Origin of the sequence: uncultured Nitratireductor sp. (assembly GCF_913053745.1) — a bacterium.
Lineage (GTDB): Bacteria > Pseudomonadota > Alphaproteobacteria > Rhizobiales > Rhizobiaceae > Nitratireductor.
In genome coordinates, this window is sequence record NZ_CAJXGF010000122.1 from 1 (window position 1) to 13,829 (window position 13,829).

Sequence of the window (13,829 nt, forward strand, 5' to 3'; positions counted from 1 at the left end):
GCTTCTCGCTGCCCATGTTCCCGGTCGCCTCCATCGATCTGGCGCCGTTGGTCTTCACCCTTTCGGTGATCGCCATCATCTACACCTCGCTGGTGGCGCTGATGCAGGAGGATATCAAGAAGCTCATCGCCTATTCCTCGGTCGCCCATATGGGCTTCGTCACCATGGGCATTTTCGCCATCAACGAGCAGGGCGTGCAGGGCGCGATCTTCCAGATGCTCTCGCACGGCCTCGTCTCGGGCGCGCTCTTCCTGTGTGTCGGCGTCATCTATGACCGCATGCACACACGCGAGATCGCGGCCTATGGCGGCCTCGTCAACAACATGCCCAAATACGCCACCGTGTTCATGATCTTCACCATGGCGAATGTTGGCCTGCCGGGCACCAGCGGCTTCGTTGGCGAATTCCTGACACTTCTGTCGGTGTTCAAGGTCAACACCTGGGTCGCGCTTTTTGCCACCACCGGCGTCATCCTGTCGGCGGGTTATGCGCTCTGGCTCTATCGCCGGGTGATCTTCGGCTCGCTCACCAAGGAAAGCCTGAAGGGCATGCTCGACCTCTCCGCACGCGAGAAGCTCATTCTCTACCCGCTGGTGGTGCTGGTTATCTTCTTCGGTGTCTACCCGGCACCGATCCTCGATGCGACGGCGGTTTCGGTCGAAGCACTTGTGAACAATGTCTCCCTGTCGGCCGACATGGCACGGGAAGCGGCAACGGCTGCCGCGCAGTAAACGGATTGAAAGCGAATGACGCCTGATCTGACGATAAGCCTGATCCTTGCAACGCCGGAGCTGATCTTGGCGGTGGGCGCTATGGCGCTCCTGATGGTCGGTGTCTTTTCCGGCCCCCGTGCCAATTCCACCGTCACCGGTCTTGCGGTCGCGCTTCTGGTCGCCGTGATTGCGCTGATGGTGATCTTCCCGGCCGATGGCCGCGCCTTCGGCGGCGCCTTCGTAAGCGATGCGTTCGCCCGCTTCATGAAGATCCTGACGCTGGTCGGCTCCGTTGTGACGCTCGTCATGTCGGTCGGTTTTGCCAAGGCGGAGAAGTTCGACAAGTTCGAGTTCCCGGTTCTCATCATGCTGGCCACACTCGGCATGATGCTGATGATCTCGGCCAATGACATGATCGCGCTCTATCTGGGCCTCGAGCTGCAGTCGCTCGCACTCTATGTCGTTGCCGCCATCAACCGCGACAGCGCGCGCTCTACCGAGGCGGGCCTGAAATACTTTGTTCTGGGCGCGCTCTCTTCGGGCATGATGCTTTACGGCATTTCGCTGGTCTACGGCTACACCGGCAACACCGGCTTCGACGTCATCGCTGCAACGCTCACGGGTGCGGAGCGTCAGCTCGGTCTCGTCTTCGGTCTCGTTTTCGTGCTTGCGGGGCTCGCCTTCAAGATCTCCGCCGTGCCGTTTCACATGTGGACGCCCGACGTCTATGAAGGCGCGCCGACGCCGGTCACAGCTTTCTTCGCTGCCGCACCCAAGATGGCCGCGATGGCACTTCTGGTCCGTGTGACGATGGGCGCGTTCGAGCCCATAGCAAGCGACTGGCAGCAGATCGTGGTCTTCGTTTCGATCGCCTCCATGGTGCTGGGTGCCTTCGCCGCCATCGGCCAGCGCAACATCAAGCGCCTGATGGCCTATTCGTCCATCGGCCATGTCGGTTATGCGCTGGTCGGTCTTGCCGCCAATTCTGAGGCGGGCGTCAAGGGCGTGGCGATCTACATGCTGATCTATCTGGCCATGACGCTCGGTACCTTCGCCGTTATTCTCGCCATGCGTCGCAATGACGGCAATGTCGAGCAGATCGACGATCTGGCGGGCCTGTCTTCGACGAATCCCATGATGGCCACCGTTATGACCATCCTCATGTTTTCGCTTGCCGGCATTCCGCCGCTCGCCGGTTTTTGGGGAAAGTGGTACGTGTTTCTGGCCGCCATCGACGCTGAGCTCTATGCACTCGCTGTGATTGGCGTTGTCGCGTCGGTGGTCGGTGCTTTCTACTATCTGCGTGTTATTAAGGTAATGTGGTTTGACGAATCGGCCGGCGGCTTCCAACCCATGGCGGGCGAGCTTCGCTTCGTCATGCTCCTGTCGGGTGCGTTCGTGCTGCTTTACGTCCTGATCGGTGGTCCCGTCGGGCGTTTCGCTGAGGCCGCCGCAAAGACTTTCTTTTAGGCCATGGCCTTTCGTCTGGCGCCTTCGGCCGCGATGGCCGGTTATCGGCTGGAGGCCCATGAAAGCGTCGGTTCGACCAATGCGCTGGCGCTCGAACACGCACGCGCCGGCGATGACGGCGATCTCTGGGTGGTCTCCTCGCAACAGGTGAGCGGGCGTGGCCGGCGTGGCCGGGAATGGACAACGCCGCCGGGAAATCTCGCTGCGACGCTCCTTTCTGTCGGCCGTTTCGAGCCGGGGACGGCTGCCACGCTCGGTTTCGTTGCGGGACTTGCGCTTTCCGACGCGCTTTTCGCGGTCGTTCCCGACAAGCGCATTGCCGTTGCCGCCGATGGTGGCGACCTGCCGCGCGGACGCTTCGAACTCAAATGGCCCAACGACGTTCTGGCGGAAGGTGCGAAGCTTTCGGGCATATTGCTTGAATCGGCTCTGTTGCCCGACGGGCGCTTTGCCATCGCGGTGGGCATCGGCGTGAACGTGGTGTCTTATCCGGAGGAGGTGCCTTACCCCGCGACATCGCTTAGGGAGCTGGGGTTCAAGGGAAATGCGGACGACCTCTTTCTTGCGCTTTCGGACGCCTGGGTCGATAACAGTCGCCTTTGGAACGCCGGGCACGGGCTTAAGGCCATCCGCGAGAGATGGCTCACGCGCGCTGCCGGCCTTGGGTCGCAGGTGTCCATCCGCGTCGATGGGCGCGTGGCGCGCGGGACATTCGAAACCATCGACGAAGCCTGCCGCTTCGTGATCCGCGAGGCGGACGGCTCATTGTTGAGAATTGCCGCCGGCGACGTGCATTTCGGCGCGGTCGCCTCGGAAAGAACAGATTGAAGGAAAGGAACCCAATGGCGCGTTCCAATGCTAAGAAGACAGCCAAGAGCGGCGATCTGAAGAATGCGGAACTGGTCTTCTGTCCGCTGGGCGGTGTCGGCGAGATCGGCATGAACTTCGGGCTCTACGGCTTCGGGCCTGCCGGCAAACGCGAATGGATCGTCGTCGATTGCGGCGTAACCTTTCCCGGACCGGAGTTGCCCGGCGTCGATCTGGTTCTGCCCGATATCAGCTTCATCCAGGGGGAGGTCGATCGGCTGCACGGCATGGTCATTACCCACGCGCATGAAGACCATTATGGTGCCGTGCTCGATCTTTGGCCGCTTCTCAAGACCGATGTTTGGATGACACCCTTCGCGGCCGGGCTTTTGGAGGCCAAGCGCCAATCCGAGTCAGGCGCTCCCGACGTTCCGGTGAAAATCTTCAAAGCCGGAGAAACCTTCACGGTCGGGCCGTTTTCGATTGAAGCCGTGGCCGTGGCGCATTCGATCCCGGAGCCTGTGTCGCTTGCCATTACCACGCCGCTTGGAACCGTGGTTCATACGGGCGATTGGAAAATCGACCCCGCGCCCGCCATCGGACCCAAGACCGACGAGACGCGTTTCCGTGCCATCGGCGATGCTGGCGTGTTGGCGCTGGTCTGCGATTCGACCAACGCGATGCGCGAAGGGGAATCGCCCACCGAACAGGCTGTTGGCGAAGGTCTGAAAGAAGTGATCGAAGCGGCATCGGGCCGCGTCGCCGTCACCACTTTCTCTTCCAATGTCGGACGCATACGCTCCATCGCCGAAGCTGCACGCGATGCCGGACGCGAGCTTCTTGTGCTCGGCCGTTCGCTGAAGCGGGTCATCGATGTGGCGACCGAACAGGGATATCTCGACGGTCTGCCCGAATATCTGGACGAGGACGAATTTCAGCACATTCCGCGCGAAAAGATCGTCATTCTGTGTACCGGCAGCCAGGGAGAAAATCGCGCCGCGCTTGCCAAGCTCGCACGCGACGAAATGCGCAATGTCTCGCTCACCGCCGGAGATACGGTGGTCTACTCGTCGCGTCTCATCCCCGGCAATGAGAAGGCGGTTCTGGAAATCAAGAACCTCCTGATCGAGCAGGGAATCCACATTATCGAGGATGACGACGCACTGGTGCATGTCTCGGGTCACCCGCGTCGCAGCGAATTGAAGCGTATGTATTCCTGGGTACGCCCGCAGATTCTCGTACCGGTGCATGGCGAAGCGGCACATCTGGTGGCGCAAGGCTCGCTCGGCTCCATGGAAGGCATTCCGGAAGTGGCGCAGGTGCGCAATGGCGATATGCTGCGCCTCGCGCCTGGACAGGCCGAGATCATTGGCGAGGTGCAGTATGGTCGCATCTACAAGGACGGCCACCTGATCGGCGACGACGAGGAGATGGGCATTCGCGAACGGCGTAAGCTCTCTTATGCCGGTCATGTTGCCGTCAATATTGTGCTCGATGAACGGCTCGACCTCGATGGCGATCCCGACATCGTCGCGCTCGGCGTGGCCGAGATGGACGCTCGCGGCGAGCCGCTTGAAGACGTCATGCTCGACGCCGCAATCGGGGCGGTGCGTAGCATTCCGCGCAATCGACGCAAGAATCTCGATCTCGTGTCGGAATCCGTGCGCCGCGCGGTGCGCAATTCGGCCAACGCTGCCTGGGGCAAAAAGCCCATTGTGACGGTGTTCGTGACGCAATAAGCAAGGGGGCGGGGCGTTAACCTCGCCGCATTGCAGGAAAGAACGAAGCCGATGCTTGGAAAGCTCAACCATGTCGCGATCGCCGTGCCGGATCTGGCCAAGGCGTCCGCCCTTTATCGCGACACGCTGGGCGCCCATGTCTCCGCTCCGCAGCGCTTGCCCGAGCATGGCGTCACGGTGGTCTTCGTCGAACTGGACAACACCAAGGTCGAGCTCCTCGAACCGCTCGGCGCGGAGTCGCCGATCGCCGGATTCCTGGCGAAGAATCCCGATGGCGGCATGCACCATATATGCTACGAGGTCGCCGATATCGCCGCGGCACGCGACGCCCTGAAGGCGAACGGTGCCCGCGTTCTCGGCGACGGCGAGCCGAAGATCGGCGCGCATGGCAATCCGGTTCTCTTTCTGCATCCGAAGGATTTCGCCGGCACCCTTGTCGAACTCGAACAGGTTTGAGGTTTTGATGAGCTGGGTTTCTCTATTCGCCGTGTTCTTCATCGTCTGGTGGACGGTGCTCTTTGTCGCGCTGCCTTTCGGACTGCGCACTCAGGAAGAAGACGGCGAGGTGACGCTGGGCACAACCGAAAGCGCTCCGCGCGGTCCGCACATGCTGCGCGCATTGATCCGCACCACGATCATTGCTGTCGTGATCTGCGGACTTCTGGTGCTCGTGACACGCGGGCTGGGTTTTTCCTTCGACGACATTCCGCGGATCGTGCCGCATTACGACTGACGCCGCTTGAAACAACGGCGCCTGTCCGACGCGCCAGCGCTCGGCAAAATTTCACGCAAATTCAGGGGCGGGACGAGCTGTTCCCAAAAAAAATGCAAGGCCAGAGGCCTTGCTAACTCAACGCGTCCGATCCTTAGCCGTATCATCGCCGGCGGCTGCGAATAACCGCGCCTGGACCGCATCCTCCCAAGACTTTGACCGCGTAATGAGGATGAATTGTAGCTTCACCCTCTTGTTATGGGAGCGCACCATAGAGCAAGTTGAGACGAATTGTCACGAGGAAAATTGTGTTTGAAATGCATTGTTATCATTTTCGCGCGAGAGGTCCGTGCCGGAAGCGGAATGGCCTTCCTGCGCGTGGGTTGATGCGCGGCTTCGGCTTTTCAATCCATTGCGAAATGGTTAAGACACCGGCCTTGAACCGTTTGTCATTCTGATTCCGAACAAGCTCTTTCGAGCCGCCTTAATGGATGCGTTTATGCGACTGTCGCGCTACTTTCTGCCGATCCTGAAAGAAACCCCTCGCGAGGCCGAGATCGTCTCGCATCGCCTGATGCTGCGTGCCGGCATGATCCGCCAGCAAGGGGCGGGGAGCTTTTCCTGGCTGCCATTGGGCAAGCGTGTGCTCGACAAGGTGAACCGGATCATCCGCGAGGAGCAAAACCGGGCGGGCGCGCAGGAGATCCTGATGCCCACCATCCAATCGGCCGACCTTTGGATGGAGAGCGGACGCTATGACGATTACGGTAAGGAGATGTTGCGCATCACCGACCGTCACGAGCGCAACATGCTCTACGGCCCCACCAATGAAGAGATGGTGACCGACATTTTCCGGTCCTACGTGAAGTCCTACAAGGATCTGCCGCTCAACCTCTATCACATCCAGTGGAAATTCCGCGACGAGGTTCGCCCGCGTTTCGGCGTCATGCGTTCGCGCGAATTCCTTATGAAGGATGCCTATTCCTTCGATCTGGATTTCGAAGGGGCGAAAGCGGCCTACAATCGCATGTTCGTCGCCTATCTGCGCACCTTTGCGCGCATGGGCCTGCAGGCGATCCCCATGCGCGCCGACACCGGTCCCATCGGCGGCGATCTGAGCCACGAGTTCATCATCCTTGCGTCCACCGGTGAAAGCGAGGTGTTTTGTCGGAAGGAGTTCCTCGAGCTTGCCGTACCTGGCACCGATGTCGATTTCGGAAACGATGCGGAGATCGCCGACATCGTCACCACCTGGACGACGCCTTATGCGGCCACTGACGAGATGCACGACGAAGCCGTCTGGGATGCGATCGGCGAAGACGAGAAGGTTTCTGCACGTGGCATCGAGGTCGGCCATATTTTCCACTTCGGGACCAAGTATTCCGAGCCCATGAATGCAACCGTGACCGGCCCGGACGGAAAAGAGCACAGCGTGTCCATGGGGTCCTACGGCATCGGCCCAAGCCGGCTTTTGGCAGCCATCATCGAGGCCAGCCACGACGAAAATGGCATCATTTGGCCTGAAAGCGTGGCGCCGTTCGACGTTGCACTGATCAACATGAAGGTTGGCGACGAAGCCTGCGACCGCATCTGCGAGGGGCTTTACGAGAAATTGCAGGCTGCCGGCAGGGATGTACTCTACGACGATACGGACCAGCGTGCGGGCGGCAAATTCGCCACCGCGGATCTCATCGGTTTGCCCTGGCAGATCATCGTCGGCCCGCGCGGGGTTGCCAATGGCGAGGTGGAAATCAAGAACCGCGCCACCGGCGCGCGCGAGGCGCTGCCGCTCGATGCCGTGATCGATCGCCTGATACAGGGAGCCGCATGAGGCGGTGCGCTCATCCCATACGCGCGAAAACCGCTATCTGCGCGAAAATCTTTGAGGTCGTGCCATGAGTGAAGCTGCCACCAGCAGGGAAGCCGCGCAGAGCGCCCCGGCAAAGCCTGCCGGAGCCGGGCCGTTCTCCCGTTTCGAGCGGCTGATCGCCTGGCGCTATCTGCGCTCGCGCCGCAAGGAGACGGTGATCTCGGTGATTGCATCGATCTCCTTCATCGGCATCATGCTGGGTGTCGCCACGCTCATCGTCGTCATGGCGGTGATGAACGGTTTCCGTGCCGAACTCCTGACCCGGATTCTCGGCGTCAACGGGCATCTCATCGTGCAGCCCATCGACATGCCGATGAACGACTATGACGCAGTGGCGGGTCGGATCGAGGGCGTCGAGGGCGTGCGCCTGGCCATGCCCATGGTGCAGGGCCAGGTGCTCGTGTCCGGGCGTAGCGGTGCCGGCACCGGCGCCGTGGTGCGTGGCGTGCGCGCCGACGACCTTTCGCGCCTGGAACTGGTGTCGAACAACATTCAGGACGGTTCGCTGGTTGGGTTCGCCGCAGGCGAGGGGCTGGCGATCGGCTCGCGTATGGCGCAGAATCTCGGGCTGACGGTCGGCGATTCCGTCACGCTGGTTGCGCCGGAAGGCGACATCACGCCGTTCGGCACCACGCCGCGGGTCAAAACCTACCCGATCTCGGCGACCTTCGAGATCGGTATGTCGGAATACGATTCCTCGATCATCTACATGCCCCTTCAAGAGGCGCAGCTCTATTTCAACGCCGAGGGACTGGTGCAATCCATCGAACTCTTCGTCGACGATCCGGATGCGGTGGACACGCTGCGCCCGTTGGTGGAGGAGGCGGCGCAACGGCCCGTTCTCTTGTCCGACTGGCGCCAGCGCAACAGCACGTTCTTCTCCGCTCTCGAGGTGGAGCGCAACGTCATGTTCATGATCCTGACCATGATTGTGCTCGTGGCTGCACTCAACATTATTTCCGGCCTGGTGATGCTGGTGAAGGATAAGGGCCACGACATCGCCATCCTGCGTACCATGGGCGCCACCAGCGGCGCCATCATGCGTATCTTCCTGATGACCGGGGCGGCGATCGGCGTTGCCGGCACGATCGCCGGGGTGATCCTCGGCATCGTCATCTGCTGGAATGTGGAATCGATCCGCCAGTTCTTCTCCTGGCTTTCCGGCACCACGATCTTCGATCCCGAACTCTATTTTCTGAGCCAGTTGCCGGCCAAGATGGAAGCCGGCGAGACAGTGGCGGTCATCGTCATGGCGTTGACCCTGTCCTTCGTGGCAACGCTCTTCCCGGCATGGCGGGCTTCGCGGCTCGATCCTGTCGATGCGCTGAGGTATGACTGATGGCGGGACCAATTCTCGAACTCAAGGGCATCGAACGCAGTTATCGCGAAGGCGAGGGGCGCCTCACCATCCTCAAGGGCGCGGCGTTCGAGCTGAACCCCGGGGAGATGGTGGCGCTGGTCGCGCCCTCGGGCGCGGGCAAGTCCACGCTGCTTCACCTAGCCGGTCTCCTGGAGGCGCCGGACGCGGGCGAGGTGATCGTCGCCGGCCAGTCCTGCGGCCGGCTTTCCGACGATGCACGGACCGCGATCCGCCGCAACGAAATCGGTTTCGTCTACCAGTTCCATCATCTGCTGCCGGAGTTCTCCGCCGAGGAGAACATCATGATCCCGCAGATGATCGCCGGCATGGCGCCGGCGGAGGCGCAGGAACGTGCGGGACAATTGCTGGACTATCTGCGTGTTGGCCACCGGGCGAGCCACCGTCCGGCTGAACTTTCCGGCGGCGAGCAGCAGCGCGTCGCAATCGCACGCGCAGTCGCCAACGCTCCGCGCGTGCTGCTTGCCGATGAGCCGACCGGCAATCTCGACCCCAAGACGGCCGGCTATGTGTTCGATGCGTTGGAGGCGCTGGTGCGTCAATCCGGTCTCGCCGCGCTCATCGCGACACATAATCACGAGCTGGCCGCCCGCATGGACCGCGTGGTGACGCTCGACGGCGGCAAGGTCGTCACCTGGAAACGCTGAAAGCGGCGGCGTTTCCTCTGAGCCGACAGCCAGCCCGGCATCGGCGCTACAAGCCGCAACGATCAAGATTCCCAGATTAACCCAACGTAAACCCTGATCTTCCGTCTCTGGTCAAGGCAGGTTCTGCGTCATTGACTTTGGAACAAAAATAGAACATAAAGGGTTTATAAAGTGATCAGGAGGGATAAATGACCGATCTTGTCCAGGATGTCGTCTCGCTCGTTGCCGTCAGTTCTTTCATCATGATGGCCGCCGTGGTTATCGGCGCGATCTGAATTTGCCGGTGTCGCGTATGGCTACATGCGCGAACAGCACTTGAATGCAAAAGAGGCGGGTAGCCCGCCTCTCTGCTCCGGTTTTCATCTGTCGTCTTCCCCTGGAAGGAAAAACGCGGGTTTCGGAAACCGTTCTCGTCACTTCGAAAGACACTCAATCTCCCACGGCAACGCCTTCACGCCGTGGATCGGCGCCGCCTTCCAGTCCCTGGGGCGTGATGGTGATGCCCTGGAGGCCGGAATTTAGATCGCCGATTGTCGTCTTGAAGCCGAGTGCGTCGAGGTCGTCCTGCATCTCCTCGGCTGGCGTGCCCGCTTCCAGCGTGTAGGTGCCGAAGCGGTTCGTCAGATGCGGCAGGTCTATCGCCTGTTGCATGTTCATGTCCCAGTCGGTCAGCGCGATGATCGTGTTGGCAACATAGGGAATGATGTTGCTGCCGCCTGGCGATCCGAGAGCATGGAGCGGCTTGCCATCCTTCAAAACGATTGTCGGCGACATGGAAGAGCGTGGCCGCTTGCCGGGCTGAACCCGGTTTGCCACGGCTTCGCCGTCGGCTTCGGGCGTGAAGGAAAAGTCGGTGAGCTGGTTGTTGAGAATGAAGCCCGCGGCCATCTGGCGCGACCCGAAGGCACTTTCCACGGATGTGGTCATCGAGGCGATATTGCCGTTCTTGTCGACGATCACGAAATGCGAGGTGGAGGGTTGTTCGAGGCTCATCCCGTCAATGCGCAGCTCGGCCTTGTCCCATGGCGGGTCGCCGGCTTTCACTTCGTCAGCGCCGAGCGCGGTCGGACGCCGGATCAGCGCCGCGCGCGCCTTCAGATAATCCGGATCGAGCAGACCCTTGGGCATTTTGACGAAGTCGCTGTCGGCCATGTATCGACCGCGATCGGCAAAGGCGAGGCGGGTGGCATCGCCGATGATGCGCCAGCTCTCGGGATCGTCCGGGCCGAGGCCGGCGAGATCGAACGCGGAGACCATGCCCAGAACCTGCCCCACGGTGAGAGCGCCGGAAGAGGGTGGTCCCATGCCGCAGACGTCGAGACCGCGATAGGGCGCACAGACAGCCTCGCGCTCCTTCACCTCATAGGCGGCAAGGTCGTCCAGCGTCAGGAGGCCCGGATTGCCGTCGTGAGCCTTCACCGCCTCTACGATCTTGTCGGCCACCGGCCCCTTATAGAAGCCTTCGGCGCCGTATTCGGCGATCCTTTTAAGGGTGGTGGCATAGTCGGGGTTCTTGAGAATGGAGCCGACCGCCAATGCGTCGCCATTCTTGTCGTAGAAATAGGCACGGGCTGCGGACTGTGTGTCCAGACGCCCCTTGTCGCCCTCGATCAGGGCATGGAGTCTCGGCGAGACGCTGAAACCGCCCTCTGCAAGCCGGATGGCCGGCTGTAGAAGCGCTTCCCAATCGAGCTTACCGGCACGCTTGTGAATGGTTTCCATCAGTTTCACGACGCCGGGGGTGCCGACCGAACGGCCGCCGACCACGGCGTCGAAGAAAGCGAGCGGTTCACCCTGATCGTTCATGAACAGTTCCGGTGTCGCGGCGGCTGGCGCGGTTTCGCGTCCGTCGAATGTGGTCACCTTGCCGCTCGCGGCCTCATACCAGACGAGAAACGCGCCGCCACCGATACCGGACGATTGCGGCTCCACGAGGCCAAGCACGGTCTGCACCGCCACCAGAGCGTCGGCGGCACTGCCGCCTTGGCGAAGCATATCGAGGCCCGCCTGGGCGGCGAGCGGATTGGCGGCGGCGACCATCTGCTCCTTTGCCTGGACCGTGGTCTTGTCCGTAAGGCCGCTGGCGATCTCGGGCGCGTGGGCGTCGGTTGCCTGCTGCGCCAAAACACCGCTGACCGCGGTAAGGGAAGTTAGGGCGAATGCCCCAAAGGCAGATAATAATCGCATATTGGCACTCCTCGATCAGAGCGCCGCGCATCCGGGAAACGGAAACACCGAAACGCTCTCAAGCCTGGCATGGCGTGGCCGCAGGCGATTTCCGTCGCGGCCACCGCATTTTCGCTGTGGACCGGGTGCCCTAGCGGCGTTCGGCAGGGCCGAACACCTCCGTGAAAGCGGCTTTGAGCGCCAGGTCGACATCCTCCATCGTCACCGGCAGGCCGAGATCGACCAGACTGGTGACACCGTAGCCGCTTATACCGCAGGGCACGATGCCTCCGAAATGAGCCAGTTCCGGCTCGACGTTGATCGAGATGCCGTGAAAGCTGACCCAGCGTCGCAGGCGAATGCCGATGGCGGCGATCTTGTCCTCGGCGGGCAGGTCGCCGGGCAATGGCGCTTTCTCCGGTCGCGCTACCCAGACGCCGACGCGGTCCTCGCGACGCTCGCCGGTGACGTTGAAACGTGCCAGCGTGGTGATGATCCAGGTTTCCAATGCGGCGATGAACGCGCGCACGTCCTCGCGACGGGTCTTCAAGTCGAGCATTACATACGCGACCCGCTGTCCCGGGCCATGATAGGTATATTCGCCGCCGCGTCCGGTCTTGTAGACCGGGAAACGGCCGGCTTCGAGAAGATCGGCGCCATTGGCGCTCGTGCCGGCGGTATAAAGCGGTGGATGCTCCACCAGCCAGACCATTTCGGCGGCTTTGCCCTCGCGTATCAGGCCGGCACGCTCTTCCATGAAAGCGACAGCCGTCTCGTAGTCCGGGCGGCGGTCGCGATTGCGGAAGTCCTCGTCCGTCAGCTTCCAGCGCTTCATCGGGTCGGTCAGCCGCTGCTCGAAGCGCCTGAGCTGCTCCTCCGGGGTGATGTGCAGAAAGATCTTCACGATGCGCGCGCCGTCGTCGTGCAGCATGCGCTCGAACTCGTTGATCTCCCGGTAGCCGCGCCGCCAGTCCTCCTCCGGGGTCAGGCGCTCGACCCGCTCCACCAGGACCCGCCCGTACCAGGAGCGGTCGAAGACCGAGATCGCGCCGACCGGCGGCACCCGCTCCCAGAAACGGTAGAGGAAGTGCCGTTCCTTGTGGAAATTGCGCGGCGCGGCAATCGGCCAGACCTTGAAGCCGCGGGGGTCCATCACGGCGCTCATGCGGCGGATGGTGCCGCCCTTGCCCCCGGCGTCCCAGCCCTCGAAGACGATGACCGCCCGCTCGCCGCTGGCCAGGTAGGCCTGCTGGATCTGCCGCAGCAGCAACTGCTGCGCCTCCAGCCGCTTTTCGTAGGTGCGCCGGTCGAGCTTCTTGTCCATCTGGATCCGGTCCAGCCGAAAACCCGGGCACTTGTTCGGTTTCTTCTTGGTCTTGCCGCTCATGTCGCAGGCCCTGCCGTCGCTGTCCCGCCGCCCGGTCCAGTCCACCCCAATATGACCGATTTGTTAAGGCCTGATCCCTCCAAAGCGCTAACCCTCCAGGGAATCGGAAGAAAATTGGGACTAGCGGCAACCTCGCTCTTCCTTCCGGGCCGCTTTCGGGCTAATAGAAAGCCCTGAGTGTGGGAGAGTCGCCCTGAATTCGTTCGCCGGGGGGTGGACCGAAAGGTAGGGCAATGCAGTTTGATAAGCGTGGCGCGCAGGGCGCCAGGCGCGGTTTGTCGTGTGCCGTACGTTGCCGTAGCGGCCGGTTTACTGCCTCTTCCACCGGACTGGCCACGGTCTTCCTGGCCCTTTCCCTATGCAGCGCCGGCCAGCCGGCATGGGCCCAGAGCGACTGGGTTCCCGAGCTGGCGCCCAACGGGTCGGAGACCCGCGGGCGCAGCGACCCCATCGTCATCCTGCTGCCGGCCGGGCTGGACCCGGCGGTCTACGGCAATCTGGCCGTGGAGCTGGACGACCTGGACGTCACCGCCTTCGTCCTGGCCGAGGCCGGCCGCCTGACCGTCACCCCGCCCGAAGCCCTCGGCACAGGCTCCCACAGCCTGCGCCTGATCGAGCGCGGCGCCGACGGCTCGATCCTGGAGCGCGGCTTCTGGAGCCTGGAGGTGCGCCATTCGGATCTGATCCGCGACCTCTCCCTCACCGCCGACCTGGCCGGCGAGGTGAACGGGCGGGTGGCCGACGGCGGCCTTACCACCCCGTCCCAGCACGTGACCGGCGAGAGCGCGGGCAACCTGGAAGCCGCCGCCAGCGACGAGGGCTGGCGGATCAGCGCCCAGGGCAACTACCTCTACAACAGCCAGCTCGAACTGGGCCTCGACGAGCGCAACTTCGATCTCGGCGAGAACCGGATCGACGGCGATTACGAGCAGGACAGCTT

The 13,829-nt window shown here is 62.2% G+C and carries 12 protein-coding genes; 10 read left to right on the top strand and 2 right to left on the bottom strand.

The genetic code is table 11. The features are described from left to right. From QZ638_RS17545 to QZ638_RS17585, 9 genes are all read left to right on the top strand, one after another. The coding region (locus QZ638_RS17545) for an NADH-quinone oxidoreductase subunit M (protein ID WP_295813177.1) at positions 1-731 on the top strand (731 nt) is incomplete at its 5' end. 15 nt (positions 732-746) lie between these two features. Next, positions 747-2,183, top strand: a complete 1,437-nt coding sequence (nuoN, locus tag QZ638_RS17550) for an NADH-quinone oxidoreductase subunit NuoN (RefSeq protein ID WP_295813179.1) — start codon at positions 747-749, stop codon at positions 2,181-2,183. Between the two features lie 3 nt (positions 2,184-2,186). After that, a complete protein-coding gene (locus tag QZ638_RS17555) occupies positions 2,187-3,011 on the top strand; it encodes a biotin--[acetyl-CoA-carboxylase] ligase (RefSeq protein ID WP_295813180.1) in 825 nt (274 codons plus the stop codon). A gap of 14 nt (positions 3,012-3,025) precedes the next feature. Continuing rightward, positions 3,026-4,729, top strand: coding sequence for a ribonuclease J (locus tag QZ638_RS17560; RefSeq protein WP_295813181.1), 1,704 nt, complete (start codon positions 3,026-3,028; stop codon positions 4,727-4,729). 51 nt (positions 4,730-4,780) lie between these two features. Then, a complete protein-coding gene (gene mce, locus QZ638_RS17565) occupies positions 4,781-5,185 on the top strand; it encodes a methylmalonyl-CoA epimerase (RefSeq protein ID WP_295813183.1) in 405 nt (134 codons plus the stop codon). Positions 5,186-5,192: 7 nt separating this feature from the next. Further along, a complete protein-coding gene (locus QZ638_RS17570) occupies positions 5,193-5,462 on the top strand; it encodes a DUF1467 family protein (protein WP_295813185.1) in 270 nt (89 codons plus the stop codon). Between the two features lie 478 nt (positions 5,463-5,940). Further along, positions 5,941-7,272, top strand: a complete 1,332-nt coding sequence (gene proS, locus QZ638_RS17575; protein WP_295813188.1) for a proline--tRNA ligase — start codon at positions 5,941-5,943, stop codon at positions 7,270-7,272. Between the two features lie 64 nt (positions 7,273-7,336). After that, on the top strand, positions 7,337-8,650 hold the full coding sequence (locus tag QZ638_RS17580; RefSeq protein ID WP_295813190.1) for a lipoprotein-releasing ABC transporter permease subunit: 1,314 nt from the start codon (positions 7,337-7,339) through the stop codon (positions 8,648-8,650). Next, positions 8,650-9,336 (top strand): ABC transporter ATP-binding protein, encoded by a 687-nt coding sequence (locus QZ638_RS17585; RefSeq protein ID WP_295813192.1) that lies wholly within the window; start codon positions 8,650-8,652, stop codon positions 9,334-9,336. The genes QZ638_RS17580 and QZ638_RS17585 overlap by 1 nt, the downstream gene beginning before the upstream one ends. Before the next feature lie 429 nt (positions 9,337-9,765). On the opposite strand, the gene ggt is transcribed toward QZ638_RS17585, so the two are convergent. Then, positions 9,766-11,523: a gamma-glutamyltransferase gene (gene ggt, locus QZ638_RS17590; protein ID WP_295813195.1), complete on the bottom strand. Its 1,758-nt coding sequence runs from the start codon at positions 11,521-11,523 to the stop codon at positions 9,766-9,768. A 130-nt stretch (positions 11,524-11,653) separates the two neighbouring features. Next, positions 11,654-12,889, bottom strand: a complete 1,236-nt coding sequence (gene lipB / locus QZ638_RS17595; protein ID WP_366936254.1) for a lipoyl(octanoyl) transferase LipB — start codon at positions 12,887-12,889, stop codon at positions 11,654-11,656. A gap of 233 nt (positions 12,890-13,122) precedes the next feature. On the opposite strand from lipB, the gene QZ638_RS17600 reads away from it, so the two are divergent. Then, a partial coding sequence (locus tag QZ638_RS17600) for a hypothetical protein (RefSeq protein ID WP_295813198.1) occupies positions 13,123-13,829 on the top strand: 707 nt, incomplete at its 3' end.